This is a genomic window from Aminobacter sp. Y103A (genome assembly GCF_030294925.1).
GTDB lineage: Bacteria > Pseudomonadota > Alphaproteobacteria > Rhizobiales > Rhizobiaceae > Aminobacter > Aminobacter ciceronei.
This window is the reverse complement of sequence record NZ_AP017987.1, coordinates 35,836-50,716: the sequence shown is the minus strand read 5'-3', so window position 1 is coordinate 50,716 and position 14,881 is coordinate 35,836. Positions and strand designations below refer to the sequence as shown.

The window sequence follows — 14,881 nt, the reverse complement described above, 5'->3', positions numbered from 1 at the left end:
GATGCGTGCCAGGCACGCTGCACGCCCATGCTACGGCGCTCAGGCTGAAGGCGACGAAACCGGCTGCTGGCTCGCTGGCGCGCTGAGTCCGGCCGACGCCGGGCGCGATCCCGATGGCGGCGTTCGATGCGGCGAGCAGGAGGTTGCCGCGCACGATGTCGTCGGCGTTCGGCTCGGTCGGGAAGACCGAACTGTCGATCACCTGAGGCCCTCGATGCCCCTCACCTTCAGCTGGCCGTCGACGACGGCCATCGCACCCTCGCCCATGCGGCACGAGCCGCAAGGGTGGTAGGTGCTTTCCATCGTCTCGCGCACCCAGGCGTAGATCTCGCCATTGTCGCGCACATGTTGGGGCCACTGCGCACCTACGTGACCGAAACTCCGATTTGCGGCGTCGATTTCGCCTGGGCTGCGGCGACCCCGCACATGGCAGGCACGCTGCTGCTGTTGCTTTCCGGCGCCTACATCGGCTTTCTCCCCGACCATTATGCCGAGGAGTCGGTGGCAAAGGCGATCTGCAGCTCCTGCTGCCCGAGCGCATGACCTTCGAGGATCCGTTTTACATCGCCTACCCCCGCTCGCGCCTCACGCGCGGCAGAGACCCTGGCCCAGGCGATCATCGGCCGCATTCGATGATCGCTTTACAACATCATCGAGCACCTGCGGCCTCTGGCGATGGTCCAAGTAGGCGGCGCCGCTCGACCGACACAGCGACTTAAATGCCAATTCGCGAGTGAGGACTCCGGCGGGCGCTCCACCGTCCATGACCACGACGGCATCTTCATCCGCCAGGAGCGGAAAGGTCTGGCGAAGTGTCGCCGCAGCGTCGATGCATGCAGCCCTCTTCGCACTATCCGGCTCGCCTGAGGTAACAACGCGCATCTCCGTACCATGCGTGACGATCACCGCCGGATGTTGGCGCAACAGCACGGCGGCCTGGTCACCCGTGGCTTCCGCCTGCGTCAGGACGGGAACCTTGGCAAAGGCGTCGTTGGCATGGAGCGCACGCGACAGGTCGACCTTGCGGACGAAACGCTCGACATAGTCGTCCGCCGGGCGGAACAGGATCTCTTCGCCGGTGCCGACCTGGCGCAACTCGCCATCCTTCAGAATGGCGATACGATCACCGAGATGCAGGGCTTCATCGAGATCATGGGTGATAAAGATGATGGTCTTCTTAAGCCGTGCCTGGATCTGCTTCAGCTGTTCCTGCATGTCGCTTTTGATCAGCGGGTCGAGCGCGCTGAAGGCCTCGTCCATCAAGAGCACGTCTGCCTGCGTCGCAAGCGCCCGGGCGAGGCCAACCCGTTGCTGCATGCCGCCCGAGAGCTGGCGGGGAAAGCGGTGCTCGAACCCCTTGAGGCCGACGAGTTCGAGCTGCTCCATGCCGCGTGTCAGCGCCTCGGGCCGATCCACGCCCTGCAGGATCGGCCCGCAGATCGTGTTCTCCAGCACCGTCTGATGCGGCAGCAGACCGAAGCGCTGGAACACCATGGAAATGCCGCTGCGGCGAAACGCCAACAATTCCCTGGCGTTCATGTCCATGATGTTGCGGCCGTCGACCAGGATGCGGCCGGCTGTCGGCTCGATCAGCCGGTTGAAATGACGGATCAGCGTCGACTTCCCGGAGCCCGAAAGACCCATGATGACAAAGGTCTCGCCGCGGCGGATCGAGAAATCGATCCCCCTGAGGCCAACGATGCAGCCGGTCTTCTGCAGGACCTCGGCCTTCCCGGCGCCAGCGTGGAGTGCAGCCATTGCATCGTCCGGTCGGCTGCCGAAGATCTTGTAGACCTTATCGACCTGAATTTTCACGTCCGAAACGGTCACGATCCTACTCCCCGTGCTCGAGGTGTTTCTGGGCACGCCTGCCGTAGGACTGTGCGATGCGGTCGAAAATCACGGCGAGGAAGACGATGGCGATGCCGGCGACAAGGCCACGGCTTACCTCCAGCCGCTGGATCCCCTGCAACACCTGGTAGCCGAGCCCGCCGGCGCCGATCATCGATGCGATGACCACCATCGACAGCGCCATCATCGTCGTCTGGTTGATGCCGGCCATGATGGTCGGCAGGGCGAGCGGGATCTGGACCTTCACCAGCTTCTGGCTTGGTGTCGCACCAAAGGCGACAATCGCCTCGACCACCTCGCCGTCGACCTGGCGGATGCCGAGATCGGTCAACCTGATGACAGGTGGAATGGCGAAGAAGACGGTGGCGAGGATGGCCGGGATCTTGCCCGGCCCGAACAGCATGACGAAGGGGATCAGATAAACGAAGATCGGCAGCGTTTGCATGATGTTGAGCAACGGCAAGGCAATCGAGCGCAGCCTGTCGGACCGCGCCATGACGATGCCGAGCGGAATGCCAACCACAACGGCGACAATGGTCGCGGCGAGCATCAGCGCTACCGTCGCCATGGCGTCGTTCCACAGGCCAACAGCGCCGATGAAGAACAGCATGACGATCGCGCTGCCCGTCATTCGCAGGTTACGCGAGGCCGAGTAGGTCAAAAGGGCGATGCCGGCGATCGTGACATACCAGGGCAACCATTGCAGGAAGGCCTCCATGGCACCGAGCAGCTTGAGCAGCGGTGCAAGCAACCGCTCGAGCGTGTCGCCGTAATTGGCAACGACCCAGCTGAAACCGTCATCGATCGCGAAGCGGAGCCCGCGCGTGTCCAGAAGCTCGGGAAAATTGTCTGCCACGGCATGACCCTTTCAAGGTTGGCAACCCGCGGCTCTCGCGGAGGCGGCCAGTTGCCGACGTTCCGCGGACAAGCGCCATGGGCATCGTATGCGAAGGGGCGGCCGCGCCCGGGGGAAGATACGCGGCCGCCAGGCTGCGATCAGAGCGCAGCCTTCACCTTCTCGGCGACATCGGCCGGGACCCATTTCGTCCAGATCGTTTCGTAGTTCTTGAAGAAATAGGCGGCGACTTCCTCGGGCGAAGCCTTGTTGTCGTCGCCCCAGGCCAGCACGTCGCTGATCTCGACGTTGGGCACCTGCATCTTCGACAGGAACTCGGCCACGGCAGGCGCCTTGTCCTTGAGGCTGGTGGTGGCCGCGACCGCAACTTCACCGACCGCCCAGCCCGTCAGTTCCGGCTTTTCGCATTTGGCATCGGTGAGGCAGGTGAATTTTGCCTGGTCGTAGGCCGGCATCTCGAGAACCTTGAGCTTGTACTTGCCGATCACTTCGGTCGGGCCCCAGTACCAGCCGATGAACGGCTTCTTGCGCGAGACCTGCCTGGCGATCATCGCCTTGAGGTTCGCACCCGAGCCGGTCGGATAGACCTCGTAGGTCGCTTCCAGGTCGAGCGCCTTGACCAGATTGTTGGTGATGATCTCGCAACCCCAGCCGGGCGGACAGGCATAGAAGCGGCCTTTGCCCGGGCTCGACGCGTCCTCGAACACCTGCCAGTTGTTCTTGAGATCGCTGACGGAGCGGATTTCCGGATGAGCCTCGGCGATGTAGTCAGGAATCCACCAACCTTCCTGGCCGCCGCTGGCGAAGATGTCTCCCGCCTTGTAGACGGTTCCCTTGGCCAACATCTGGTCCCATGTCGACTTGACGGTGGAGACCCAGAGCTCGGGTGCGATGTCAGGCTCTCCCTTGGCCAGCATGGAAGATGCGGTCGGCACGGTATCGCCGGGCACGATCTGGACGTTGCAGCCATAGCCTTCGGCCAGGATCTCCTTGGTGACATAGGCGAGCGTACCGGCAGACAGCCAGGTCATTTCGGCGATCGTGATCGGGTCCTTCGTCCCGCATTCCGTGGCCTCGGCGGCATTGCTGCCGAGCACCATGCAGGCAAGGCAAACTCCCGCAAGAATGGATGTCTTGAGCTTCATCGCAGTTCCCTTTGTTGTCGTTGTGATGGCCTCGAGGGATACGATGTCGAAAGCAGTCACTTTTATCAAACCGAAATAACTGATCCGGATTTCAGAAAAACTTTAGCGGCAGAGTGTTTCGATCCGATCCACGAGGCCGGCATCGACCCGCACGCCCTCCCGTTCATTGCGGCGCCGCGCAGCCTGGCGGCCGCTACCCGGGAGGCGGACATCGCCCTGATTGGCGATAGCTGCCACGAGACTTGCGACCTGATGTGAAAAGCCCGTCGAAAACGCCCTGGGGTCAAAAGCGATGAAACACTGTCCGGTTCTCGGCGGCCCGCCCGCCGTTCCGGAAAACGGACTGGCATCCTTGCTGAGAACGGCACCGGCAAGACAGGACGCCAGGATTTCGACGAGAAGTCCGACACCAAAACCCTTGTGGCCGCCGGCCGGCAGCATCGAGCCCTTCAGAGCGGCAGCCGGATCCAGCGTGTCAGCGCCATGTTCGTCGATGGCCCACCCGGGTTCGATCGGCCGGCCCTCCCGCGAGCGCAGAAGAATCTCCGATTTCGCCACCACACTCGCCGACTGGTCGAGCACCAGCGCGGCACCGCCTGCGCCATCCGGAGCGCCAAGCGCAAACGGATTGGTGCCGATCACCGGCAGGCGCCCGCCCGGCGGCGCTATCGACGCCGGCGCATGGGTGGTGCACAACCCGAGCAGTCCCGCCTCGGCGATACGCTCGGCATGGTGGCCAACTACGCCGCAATTGTAGGAATTGAACACCGTCATTGCAGCGACGCCGTTGCGCCGTGCGGCGGCAATGAAACGATCCCACCCGGCGTCGATGGCGGGATGGGCGAAACCGGTCGCCGCATCAACGACCACAGCGCCTGGGCGCGGCTGCGACACGGCGGGCCGTGCCTTTCCGTCGACCTTGCCGCAGCGGACATGATCGGCATAGATCGGCACATAGAGCAGGCCGTGGCTGCGGATGCCGTCGCGCTCCGCCAGCATCGTCGATCGGGCAACGGCCGCCGCATTGTCCTCGCTGGCTCCCGCTGCGGTCAGCGCACGCAGGCACAGCTGCTCGACCGCGGCGAGCGTCATTGTCCGCTCCGTCATGAAATCCCTCAATCGTTGTCGGTGGTGCCCGCGCCGGCGCCCTGGGCCCGCGACAGTTCCGAGGCCGGCACATAGGTCCTCGCCGCAAGGCCGAGCGCTGCCGCGTAGGCCGCAGCGTCCGTCGCAGCCGGTCGCGGCGATCGACGCGGCATAGGCATCCCGCCGTCGGGTGGGGAATGCAGCCGCAGGCTCAACGCCGACGCGGCCAGTTCCGCAGGATTCGCCGCCAGCGCCAGCGGCTCCACACCGCCATCATAACGCAGGGTGAGGTTCATCGCCGTATTGGCAGCCACCGCTCCGGCGAGGCCGATCAGCATCAAGCTGCAGCTTCGTCCCTCGAACGCAATCTCGGCAGTTTCACCACAGCAGAGTGCATCGATGGCCGACTGGTCGCCGAGAACCTCCGCTTGGCTGCCAAGCGCGTCGATCACGACCCCGACAGCGTCGATGCCGCGCGCCGAGAGCCAGACGGCTGCCTGGCCGACATCCTCCGCCACGCCATGAGGCAATCCGGCGCCGCAGGCTGCCTTGCGGGCGAGCGTCTGCACTTCGTTGTAGGACAGCAGGATCGTCGTCATCTGAGCACCGGAAGCCAGCAATCGTCGGTTTCGCCGGCAGCGATTTCGTCCCGCGTCGGCGCCCCCTGAAAAAGTGTGATGCGTGTCCAGCGATCCGAACGCGGGTCGAATTTCGATGCGCCGAAAAAGGCAAGCTTGCAGCGCAGCATGTTGATCGGCAGGCAGCGGTCCGAGAGCAGGTTGTCGCGGATTTCCGAATAGGGTGCGATCGCCGCCATCTGTATGCGGCGTACCGCATGGCGATGCTGAGGGAAGCGGGCAAGGAACGCGGCGACGGTTTGTGTTTCCGCCTCGTCCTCAAGGTCGGCGGCAAGGCGCTGCACCTGCCGGGCGATGTCGAGCGGAAGCTCGAGATCGGCGCCAGCTTCGGCGGCACGGCGGCCAAGCCGGGGCTCCAGCTTCTCCTCCGAAACATACCAGAACTGGGCGGTTTCCGCCGGCCTGTCGAACGCGATCGTCAGTGCCCAGCCATAGTGATCACGCAGCAGCCTGCGAAGCGCCGCAAGCCTCATGCCTGGCTGCAGCGTCGTTTCCCGCACCGCTGCCATGCCGTCTGTGAGATCGTCGTTTTCTGCCCCCGCCATTTCGATGACAAGCGCTGCAAGCAACTCCTGGAAGTCCACCGACATGAATTGCGAGCGCTCGAGCAGTGACGCCACCGGCGACGATACGGCCCGCAGGCGAGCGGGGTCGATCCATGCCTGAGCCTCGGCCCACTCTCCACGCAGGCCCAGGATGCGCGCCATCAAGGAATCGTCTTCGACCGACCATTGATCGAGATGCCTGCCCGCCTGCCGCCAGAGATCGCCGAGCCGATCCAGCGCGGCAGCATCCAGGTATCGTTTCGCCCGCACCCGCGCCAGCGCGGTCTCGCGCGCAAATACCCAGTTGTTCAGCAGCTGCGGATGATTGGCCAGGAACGGCGCCATGCCGAGACCGGTGGAGTTGCCGACTCCGATGTGGCGGCGCAGCTCCGGCGCAAGCGGCACGAAGGTTTCCGGCGAGCGGCGCCTGGCAACGTGCTCGACGAGATCGTGGGAGAATTCGCGGATCAGCCAGACCGTCAGCATCTCGGCCTGGAAGGGACCGGTGAGCCCCTCGCGTTCCGCCAGCACGCAACGGTCGGCGATGCCGAACTTGCCGTTGCCGTAGACGGCGGTGGTGCGCAGGAGATAGCCGACTTCACCAAGCCGGTCGCGTTCCGGCTGTCGCCCACGCGCCAGGCTGTCGACGACATGCTCGAAGAAACGCACGGACTTGTTGGCGCGGCTCAGCACCAGGTCGCGCGGTCCAAAACGCCCCGCCTCCTGGCGCGGCGCATTTTCCCGCAGCCGTTCGATCTCGGCCTTGTCGGGAATGCCGTCATAAAGCACGAAGCTGGTGTCCCAGGCCTCGGCGATGACGCGGTCGGAGCGCTGCTCGTCGGGAAGCGGACAGGAAAAGGCAACAAGGCTGTAGTCGTGCCCACCCAGCCTGAGCGTGTAGACCGCATCGCCGAACCCGTTGTCGTCCATGCTCCAGACCGGGCGGCGCACCGTCGCACCGCTTGAAGCAAGACGCCGGATCAGCGTGCGCAGGAAGCTGAGCCGTGTCGGAAAGGAAGCGCCCATCCGCCGCAGGCGCATGACGACGTCGGGCGAGCGCATGGCTAGCTGCGGCGCGGTCGCAATGGCTGTTGCCCTGTTGGCCATCACATCGGTCCAAACGATTGGGTGTAGAACCGAAGCCAGTTGCCACCCATGATGTCGCTGACTTCCTCATTGGAGAAGCCTACCTTGCACAGCCCGTCACGGAGATTGCCAAGGTCGGCATTGCTGGTGAACCAGCTCGGCTGCCGCGGAAAGCCGGCCGCCGAAGCCGAGCCTTCACCATAGTCCGTGACCTTCGACCAACGGCCATTGCGCATCCAGGCGACCACCGAGTCCGGTTGGTCCTGGCAGAGATCGCTGCCGATGCCGAGATGCGCGACGCCGTAACGCGAAGCGGTCTCCGCGACCATGGCGCAGAAGCTCTGCAGCGTGCAGTTCGAGCCGCCCTTCATGTGGTGGGGGTAGAGCGACAGGCCGAGCATGCCACCCGATCGCGTCAGCGCCTTAAGCACCGTATCGGACTTGTTGCGTAAGGCCGGATGCCACCAGTGCGGATTGGCATGGGTGATGGCGATCGGCCTCGCCGAGAGCTCGATTGCCTCAAGCGTCGAGCGCTCGGCGGAATGGCTCATGTCGACGACCATGCCGACACGATTCATCTCGGCGATCGCCTGGCGCCCGAAGCGGGTGATGCCGGGGTCTTCGCCCTCGTAGCAGCCGGTGGCAAGCAGTGACTGGTTGTTGTAACTCAGCTGCATGAAGCGCACGCCAAGCGCATGGCAGACCTCGATCAGGCCGATGTCGTCTTCGATCGGCGACGGGTTCTGCAGGCCGAAGAAGATGGCCGTGCGCCCCTCCCGCATCGCCCTTTCGATGTCGCTGCCGGCGCGACCTGGAAAGATGAGATCAGAATGGCGTTCGAAATGGCGGTTCCAGGCAATGATGTTCGCCACCGTCTCGCGGAAATTCTCATGATAGGCGATGGTGGCATGTACCCCATGCACGCCGCCCGCGCGCATCTGGGCGAAGACGTCCGCACTCCAGTTGGCATATTGCAGGCAGTCGACGACAGGGCTGGCGATCTTCGCGTCCATGACCTTACTCCGGCTCCCCTGCTCGAATATACGCTGTCTTGACCTGGGTGTAGAACTCGGCCGCCGAGCGGCCCTGCTCGCGCGAGCCGAAGCTCGAGCCCTTCCGGCCGCCAAACGGCACATGATAGTCGGTTCCCGCCGTCGGCAGGTTGACGGTGACACAGCCCGTCTCCGCATGTCGCCGGAAATGGCTGGCACGAGCGAGCGAGCGGGTGAAGATGCCGGCGACCAACCCGAAACGCGTGTCGTTGACGGCGGCGAGCCCTTCGTCATAGCAGCCGACCTTCTGCACGGCAGCGATGGGCGCAAACATTTCCTCGCGATTGAAGTCCATCGCATTGGTCGTCCCGGTCAAAAGCGCCGGCGCCATGTAGAAGCCGTCATGGGCAAGTTGCAGCCGCTCGCCACCAACCGCCACTTCGGCGCCAGCGGTCCGGGCACGATCCATCCAGGCAAGGTTCGCCGCAAGCTGGCGCGCGCTGACGACGGGACCGACCTGCGTGCCATCCGCCAGGGCGTGACCGACCTTCAAGCCACCGACGGCAGCGGCCAATTTCTCGACGAAGGCATCGTGGATGCTCTCATGTATGACGAGGCGCGAGGACGCGGTGCATTTCTGGCCTGTGCCCGAGTAACCGCCGCCAACGGCGGCCGCCACAGCCAGGTCGATGTCGGCATCATCCATCACCAGCAGCGCGTTCTTGGAGCCGAGCTCGAGCTGGAACTTCGTCAGTCTCGCGGCTGCAGCCACGGCCACCTGGCAGCCAACCTCGTAGGAGCCGGTGAAGGTGATGGCATCTACGCCTGGGTGGCCGGCAAGCCCGTTGCCGACAACCGGGCCTGGGCCCATCAGCAACTGGAACGCCCCATCCGGCAGGCCGGCGCGATGGATGATCTCTGCAAGAGCCCAGGCCGAGGCCGGTGTCTCGTTGGCGGGCTTCCAGATGACGGCATTGCCATAGGCAAGCGCCGGCGCGATCTTCCAGCTGGCGGTGGCGGTCGGAAAGTTCCAGGGCGAGACGACGGCCACCAGCCCCATCGGTTCGCGGCGCATGTCGATCTCGATGCCGGGACGCACCGATTCCGCGTTTTCGCCAAGCTGCCGCAGCACCTCGGCCGCGTAATAGGTGAAGAACTGGCCGGCGCGGAACACCTCGCCGCGACCTTCCGCCAGCGGCTTGCCCTCCTCGCGCGACAACAGCCCACCCAGTTCGGCTGACCGCTCCATCAGTTCATTGCCGATCCTGTTGAGGATGGCCTGACGCTGTTCGAGCCCGGTCGCCCGCCAGGCCGGCATCGCCGCCCGGCCAGCTGCGACCGCCTCGTCGACATCGCCCGTATCGGCCTGGGCATATAGACCGATCAGGTCGGTGACATCGGACGGGCTGCGATTTTCGTGGAAGCGATCGCCCTGCCGCCACCGGCCGCCGATCAGATTGGCGTAGCGTTCTGCCATGTCGATCTCCATTGCTCGCCTGAAAATCCGCCACCGCCCCACTTCAATCAAGCATATATTTCTGTTATCAATTTCAGAAGAATTGAAGTTGGTGTGATGATCAAACTGGAAGCATTGCGGGTCTTCGTCACGGTTGCCGAGAGCGGCAACATCAAGGACGCAGCCGATACGGTTGGCCGCACGGCCTCAGCCGTTTCGATGACCCTCAAGCAGTTGGAAGACGAGATCGGCGGACCGCTGTTCCAGACCGATCGCAAGAACAGCCTGACGGCGCTTGGCAATCTGATGCTCGATCTCGGCCGCGAGCAGATCCGCAGCTTCGACAAGTCGATCGGCATCATGCGGGCTTTCGCGCATAGCCGCATCGGCAGCCTGTCGATTGCCTCGGTACCCTCGGTCGCCACCAACGTGTTGCCGCCCATCCTGCAGCGGTTCCTGGAAACCCGACCACAGGTCGAGGTCGAACTGTTTGACATCGACAGTGCCCAGGTGCGGCGCATGGTGGAAAGCGGCGTCGCCGACATAGGCATTGCCGGCGAGAGCCGTGCTGGCGGCGGCGTCGAATTCACGCCATTGTTCAGCGACCGGTTCAAGCTGCTCTGCAAGGACGATCACGAACTCTGCCAGCTCGAACGTCCTGTCGAATGGAGCGATCTGCACGGCGCGACGCTGATCCGCAACGGCGCATCCGACAGGATCGATGCGGAGGCGTACAAGCAGCTCTCCGCACGGTCGCTGATGACCGTCTACAACGTCACCTCGCTGGTTGCTTTGGTGAAGGCCGGGCTCGGCCTGACCATCCTGCCGTCATTGACCATGCATGGCGCCCATGATGGCGTGGCGGTGCTCGAACTGGCCGATGCGGCGGCAAGCAGGCAAGTCGGACTGGTCGAACGGCGAGACGTCTCGCCCTCACCCGTGGCCGCTGCTTTCCGTGCCTTCGCCCTGAAAGAAATCCCGGCACTGGTTGCAAGTCGCCTCGAAGACTAGGTGATCGCCCTGACCGTTATGCCTCGCCGATCGGCTGTCGCTCTCTCATCGAGAGCGATCAAGCCTGCCAGCGCCACCGGGTCGATGAAGACGACCTCGGCTCCTGCCTTGCCTGTTGGCTATGCCGCGAAAGGCAGCCCTCATCAGCTCGGCCTGGCCATCGCCCAGGCGGTGACCAGATACCCGATCGTTGCGGCAGTGCCGGTGAGAGCGACGCCCCAGGCCATGTCGACGACGCTGACCGTCACCGACCAGTTCTTCAGCGTGGCCAGGTTTGTCATGTCGTAGGTGCCGTAGGCGACGAGGCCGAGAAGAGCGCCATTGATCAGCGCTGTCGTCCAGCTCGCGCCGTTCAGCGCCGGCATTGTCGCGAAGTGCACGATGCCTGCGACATAGACGAGGTAGAACAGGCCGGCGACGCCGAAATGGGGCTGGTCGAGAAGCAGGGCGCCGATGCGGCTGCGGTAGAAGTTCGTCGAGATGGTCGACAGCCACAGGAAATCGAGGCCGAAGAAGACGATGGCAGTGGCGACGTAGGCAGTGGCGTAGCTGGCGATCATAGGCTGCTTTCGAACAACGGACCGGTCAAATCCCAAGCAGAGGCTGGATCGCCCGCATGATCCAGCTGCGGAACTGCAGCGGCGCGTCGGTCACCGCAAGGCAGATACAGTCGGCTTCAGGCGTAGCTACCGGTTGGTGCGTCAGGCTGGCGTCGGCGTCCTCGAGGTCGCCACGCGCAAACAGACCCGTGCCATCATGAAAGCTGCCGGCCAGCACCAGCGTCAGCTCGCGGCCGCCATGGCTGTGCTCCGGCACCGGCTTGCCGGCGGGAATGCGCAGCAGCCTGACCATGGTTTCGCGATCACCCGTCTTGATAGGGATCTGGTACGCGCCGCGTCCGAGCGGCCGCCATTTAAGCGTGTCGAAATCGCCACCGACATAGGAGCGCAACGGCTCCGGCAAGCCGCCGCTGTGCCCAACAGAGCTTTGGCGGGCGGCCGCGGTCTCGGGTTGCTGCAAACGGCTGCGCACGCTGGCCCAGGACTGGTCGACCGAGGCCTCGTCTTCCATCGTATCGAGCAACTCGCCGCCGACGGCCTCGGCCACTGTCAGGCGACGCCGGCAGGCTGGGCACAGCGCGAGATGCGTAGCCACCGCAATGCTCCAGCCCTCAGCCAGGCTGCCGGCGGCATAGCTGATGAGCAGGTCGTCGCTGATATGGTGACGAATGGTCACGACACGTCTCCGGAGCGGGCGAGCGCGGCCCGCAACTTGTCGAAGGCCAAGCGCATGCGCGACTTGACCGTCCCGAGGGGCAGGTTCAGGCGCTGCGCGATCGCGCTGTGCGACTGGTCTTCGAAAAACGACAGTTTGAGCAGCGACGCCTGTTCCGCAGGCAGGGCTGCAATTGCATGGTGAAGCTGTTCCGATGTCTCGCGCATGTCGAGCTCGGCATCGGCGGGAGCGACATCGTCGGGCACGAAGGCGGGATCTTCCGGGTCGAATTCCGGTCGCCTTTCACGCCGGAAAGCGTCGATGCGCAGGTTACGCGCAATGGTGAAGATCCAGGTCGACGCCGCCCCCTTCGCCGGATCGTAACGCTCCGCCTTGTTCCACACGGCGATCATGGTTTCCTGCATCAGTTCCTCGGCCTGCTGGCCGTTGCCACCCGTCCTCGCCATGTAGGCCTTCACGCGTGGTGCGAAGTGGCGAAACAGCTGTTCATAAGCTTCGATGTCCCGCCGGGCACCCACAGCGCACAGCAGTTCTCGCATGTCGGAACCATCGTCGACGCCAGTCGGGCGGTTCATGTCGGCAGTTCCCAAATCACCATGCCATGGCACGGAGCGCCAATGCCCCGCCTTGAAGCGTTTCTGCCACGCCGGAACGCCGATGGAAACGACCGTGTTCATGCTGTTGGTACGCCGGCGAGCGACCGCCGGATCACTCGCTTCGGAAAAATTTCGCGTCCCAGCGATCCGCCGGGGCCTGCGCTCCGTATCCAGCAGCATAAGGCGCAGCGGAAAGGCGAGACGTGAGCATCGACACCAGCAAGGAATTGCCCGATCACGCGCGCCGCGTCGCCGTCATCGGATCCGGCATATCAGGTCTTTCGGCAGCCTGGCTGCTCGGCCGAAAGCTTGATGTCACGCTCTACGAAAGCGAGCCTCGCCTTGGCGGCCATTCCAATACGGTCATGGTTCCGACCAACAACGGCGCCCTGCCCGTCGACACCGGCTTCATCGTCTACAACGAGCGCAACTATCCCAACCTCGTCGCCCTGTTCCGTGAAATCGGCGTGCCGACGGCAGCTTCCAACATGTCGTTCGCCGCCTCGCTCGAAGGCGGCAAGCTCGAATATTCGGGCTCCGGCCTCAACGGCCTGATCGGCCAGCGCGGCAATGTCATCCGGCCGCGCTTCTGGCGAATGATGCGTGACATCCTGCGCTTCTACCGCGAGGCGCCGGCGCTGCTCATTCGCGCCGACCTGCACGGCGTCAGCCTCGGCGAATATCTCGATCGCAACGATTATGCTCCGGCTTTCGTCGAGGACCATTTGCTGCCGATGGGAGCAGCGATCTGGTCAACAACGGCACGCGACATGCGCGCTTACCCACTGCTCGCCTTCGTCAGGTTCTTCGCCAGCCATGGCCTGCTCAGCCTGGCCGACCGGCCGAAGTGGCGAACCGTGCTTGGCGGCAGCCGGGAATATGTTCGCCGGCTGAGCGCCAACTGCGCCGACAACATCAGGCTGAGCACGGCGGTCGGCAATATTGCGCGCAAGAACGGCCGGGTCGTCGTCACCGACACCAAGGGACATGCCGACACCTTCACCGATGTCGTCATCGCCACTCATGCCAACCAGGCGCTCGACCTGCTCTCCGACGCCGACCAGCAGGAGCGGGCTTTGCTTGGCGCCTTCCGCTACACCAACAATCTGGCGGTGCTGCATTCAGACGAGAACCTCATGCCGCGACGCAAGCGGGTCTGGTCAAGCTGGAACTATATCGGCGAGGACCGCGACGACAACAGCCAGCCGCTATGCGTGACCTACTGGATGAACCAGCTGCAGAACCTCGACATGCGCCATCCCCTGTTCGTGACGCTCAACCCGACGCGCCAGATCGATCCTGCAAAGATCATCGGGCGCTACGACTACACCCATCCGCTGTTCGACCAGCGCGCGCTCGACGCCCAGCAGCAGCTCTGGCGCCTGCAGGGCCGACGCCAAACCTGGTTCTGCGGTGCCTATTTCGGCTTCGGTTTCCACGAGGACGGCCTGCAATCCGGCCTCGCTGTTGCCGAAAGTCTCGCGGACATCAGGCGACCATGGAAGGTGCGCGACGAATCCGGGCGAATTGCGCTGATGCCCCGGCTGGAGGCAGCCGAATGAGCCTGCGCTCCGCGCTGTTTTCTGGCACGGTCACGCATACGCGGCTCAGGCCGCGTCGCCACAGGCTACACTACCGCGTCTTCTCGCTGCTGCTCGATCTCGACGAAATGCCCGGTGTCAGCGTGACTTCCCGACTGTTCGGCTACAACCGCTGCGCAATCCTCAGCTTCTGGGATGCCGACCACGGCGACGGCAGCGCCAGCGGCCTGCGCGGCTGGGTAGAGGCGCAACTGGCCAAGGCCGATAGGCTGGAGAGCGGCATGCGCATCCGGGTGCTCTGCTATCCCCGAATCCTCGGCTACGTCTTCAATCCGCTGACGGTTTATTTCTGCCACGCGCCCGATGGCCCGCTCAGGGCGATCCTCTACGAGGTCTGCAACACCTTCGGCGAACGCCACACCTACGTCATTCCGGTCGACGCCGGAGCGAGCGGCCCGATACGTCAAGGCTGCGCAAAGGAACTCTACGTCTCGCCCTTCATGCCGATGTCCTGCTTCTACCGCTTCCACATCGAGCCGCCCGGTGACAGGGTCCTGGTGCGCATCGATGAATCGGACGCCGAAGGCCCACTTCTTGCCGCCTCCTTTGCCGGCAGGCGTCAAGAGCTCACCGACCGCGCCTTGCTCGGCGCCCTCTTCCGCTACCCGCTGATGACGCTGAAGGTGACGCTTGGCATTCACTGGGAGGCGCTGCGCATCTGGTGGAAGGGCATCCCCGTCCACCGGCACAACGCCGCAGTTCAAAAGATCAGCACCACCGTCGTGACGACAAGGGTTCCGGAACACGCGCAATAGAGCCGGGTCCACCGACCTTCGCCGTGC

15 protein-coding genes and 1 pseudogene are annotated in these 14,881 nt (G+C 64.2%); 4 read left to right on the top strand and 12 right to left on the bottom strand.

The window, feature by feature from the left end:
• Positions 1–67 precede the first annotated feature (67 nt).
• Positions 68–345: pseudogene (locus tag Amn_RS27785) on the bottom strand (GMC oxidoreductase); the annotation flags it as partial.
• A 24-nt stretch (positions 346–369) separates the two neighbouring features.
• Here Amn_RS27785 and Amn_RS32760 point away from each other — a divergent pair.
• Positions 370–543 (top strand): hypothetical protein, encoded by a 174-nt coding sequence (locus tag Amn_RS32760; RefSeq protein ID WP_502874775.1) that lies wholly within the window; start codon positions 370–372, stop codon positions 541–543.
• A 42-nt stretch (positions 544–585) separates the two neighbouring features.
• Here the strand turns inward: Amn_RS32760 and Amn_RS27775 are convergent, their stop codons facing one another.
• From Amn_RS27775 to Amn_RS27740, 8 genes are all read right to left on the bottom strand, one after another.
• Positions 586–1,830 (bottom strand): quaternary amine ABC transporter ATP-binding protein, encoded by a 1,245-nt coding sequence (locus Amn_RS27775; protein ID WP_502874774.1) that lies wholly within the window; start codon positions 1,828–1,830, stop codon positions 586–588.
• Positions 1,831–1,834: 4 nt separating this feature from the next.
• A complete protein-coding gene (locus Amn_RS27770; protein WP_286298837.1) occupies positions 1,835–2,707 on the bottom strand; it encodes an ABC transporter permease in 873 nt (290 codons plus the stop codon).
• A gap of 140 nt (positions 2,708–2,847) precedes the next feature.
• Positions 2,848–3,852, bottom strand: a complete 1,005-nt coding sequence (locus Amn_RS27765) for a glycine betaine ABC transporter substrate-binding protein (RefSeq protein ID WP_154384449.1) — start codon at positions 3,850–3,852, stop codon at positions 2,848–2,850.
• A 102-nt stretch (positions 3,853–3,954) separates the two neighbouring features.
• Positions 3,955–4,959 carry an Ldh family oxidoreductase gene (locus Amn_RS27760; protein WP_067967277.1) on the bottom strand — a complete coding sequence of 335 codons (1,005 nt, stop codon included), beginning with the start codon at positions 4,957–4,959 and terminating at the stop codon, positions 3,955–3,957.
• Between the two features lie 8 nt (positions 4,960–4,967).
• Positions 4,968–5,537 carry a DUF3726 domain-containing protein gene (locus tag Amn_RS27755; RefSeq protein WP_154384448.1) on the bottom strand — a complete coding sequence of 190 codons (570 nt, stop codon included), beginning with the start codon at positions 5,535–5,537 and terminating at the stop codon, positions 4,968–4,970.
• Complete coding sequence (locus Amn_RS27750; RefSeq protein WP_154384447.1) at positions 5,534–7,228, bottom strand: hypothetical protein; 1,695 nt, start codon at positions 7,226–7,228, stop codon at positions 5,534–5,536. The genes Amn_RS27755 and Amn_RS27750 overlap by 4 nt, the downstream gene beginning before the upstream one ends.
• Complete coding sequence (locus Amn_RS27745; RefSeq protein ID WP_067967262.1) at positions 7,228–8,220, bottom strand: membrane dipeptidase; 993 nt, start codon at positions 8,218–8,220, stop codon at positions 7,228–7,230. Before Amn_RS27745 ends, Amn_RS27750 begins: the two co-directional genes overlap by 1 nt.
• A 4-nt stretch (positions 8,221–8,224) precedes the next feature.
• A complete protein-coding gene (locus Amn_RS27740) occupies positions 8,225–9,676 on the bottom strand; it encodes an aldehyde dehydrogenase family protein (protein WP_286298832.1) in 1,452 nt (483 codons plus the stop codon).
• Positions 9,677–9,772: 96 nt separating this feature from the next.
• On the opposite strand from Amn_RS27740, the gene Amn_RS27735 reads away from it, so the two are divergent.
• Positions 9,773–10,666, top strand: a complete 894-nt coding sequence (locus Amn_RS27735) for a LysR family transcriptional regulator (RefSeq protein ID WP_154384445.1) — start codon at positions 9,773–9,775, stop codon at positions 10,664–10,666.
• 143 nt (positions 10,667–10,809) lie between these two features.
• Here Amn_RS27735 and Amn_RS27730 read toward each other — a convergent pair whose 3' ends face one another.
• Genes Amn_RS27730 through Amn_RS27720 form a run of 3 tightly spaced genes read right to left on the bottom strand, consistent with a single transcriptional unit; the run spans position 10,810 to position 12,441 of the window.
• Complete coding sequence (locus tag Amn_RS27730) at positions 10,810–11,226, bottom strand: DUF2177 family protein (protein ID WP_067967258.1); 417 nt, start codon at positions 11,224–11,226, stop codon at positions 10,810–10,812.
• A 25-nt stretch (positions 11,227–11,251) separates the two neighbouring features.
• Positions 11,252–11,902 carry a ChrR family anti-sigma-E factor gene (locus Amn_RS27725; protein WP_182574697.1) on the bottom strand — a complete coding sequence of 217 codons (651 nt, stop codon included), beginning with the start codon at positions 11,900–11,902 and terminating at the stop codon, positions 11,252–11,254.
• Positions 11,899–12,441, bottom strand: a complete 543-nt coding sequence (locus Amn_RS27720; protein WP_067968396.1) for a sigma-70 family RNA polymerase sigma factor — start codon at positions 12,439–12,441, stop codon at positions 11,899–11,901. Before Amn_RS27720 ends, Amn_RS27725 begins: the two co-directional genes overlap by 4 nt.
• 260 nt (positions 12,442–12,701) lie before the next feature.
• Between Amn_RS27720 and Amn_RS27715 the strand changes: the two genes are divergently transcribed.
• The gene (locus Amn_RS27715; protein WP_286298831.1) at positions 12,702–14,060 is read left to right on the top strand and encodes an NAD(P)/FAD-dependent oxidoreductase; all 1,359 of its coding nucleotides are present in this window, start codon (positions 12,702–12,704) and stop codon (positions 14,058–14,060) included.
• On the top strand, positions 14,057–14,854 hold the full coding sequence (locus tag Amn_RS27710) for a DUF1365 domain-containing protein (RefSeq protein WP_067967248.1): 798 nt from the start codon (positions 14,057–14,059) through the stop codon (positions 14,852–14,854). Before Amn_RS27715 ends, Amn_RS27710 begins: the two co-directional genes overlap by 4 nt.
• Positions 14,855–14,881: the final 27 nt, after the last annotated feature.

What these genes read in the sequence shown, in the direction of transcription:
- Amn_RS27760 (WP_067967277.1), bottom strand. Translation starts at nt 4,959, where the DNA reads ATGACGGAGCGGACAATGACGCTCGCCGCGGTCGAGCAGCTGTGCCTG.
- Amn_RS27710 (WP_067967248.1), top strand. Translation starts at nt 14,057, where the DNA reads ATGAGCCTGCGCTCCGCGCTGTTTTCTGGCACGGTCACGCATACGCGG.
- Amn_RS27750 (WP_154384447.1), bottom strand. Translation starts at nt 7,228, where the DNA reads ATGGCCAACAGGGCAACAGCCATTGCGACCGCGCCGCAGCTAGCCATG.
- Amn_RS27745 (WP_067967262.1), bottom strand. Translation starts at nt 8,220, where the DNA reads ATGGACGCGAAGATCGCCAGCCCTGTCGTCGACTGCCTGCAATATGCC.
- Amn_RS27755 (WP_154384448.1), bottom strand. Translation starts at nt 5,537, where the DNA reads ATGACGACGATCCTGCTGTCCTACAACGAAGTGCAGACGCTCGCCCGC.
- Amn_RS27720 (WP_067968396.1), bottom strand. Translation starts at nt 12,441, where the DNA reads ATGCGAGAACTGCTGTGCGCTGTGGGTGCCCGGCGGGACATCGAAGCT.
- Amn_RS27730 (WP_067967258.1), bottom strand. Translation starts at nt 11,226, where the DNA reads ATGATCGCCAGCTACGCCACTGCCTACGTCGCCACTGCCATCGTCTTC.
- Amn_RS27735 (WP_154384445.1), top strand. Translation starts at nt 9,773, where the DNA reads ATGATCAAACTGGAAGCATTGCGGGTCTTCGTCACGGTTGCCGAGAGC.
- Amn_RS27765 (WP_154384449.1), bottom strand. Translation starts at nt 3,852, where the DNA reads ATGAAGCTCAAGACATCCATTCTTGCGGGAGTTTGCCTTGCCTGCATG.
- Amn_RS27740 (WP_286298832.1), bottom strand. Translation starts at nt 9,676, where the DNA reads ATGGCAGAACGCTACGCCAATCTGATCGGCGGCCGGTGGCGGCAGGGC.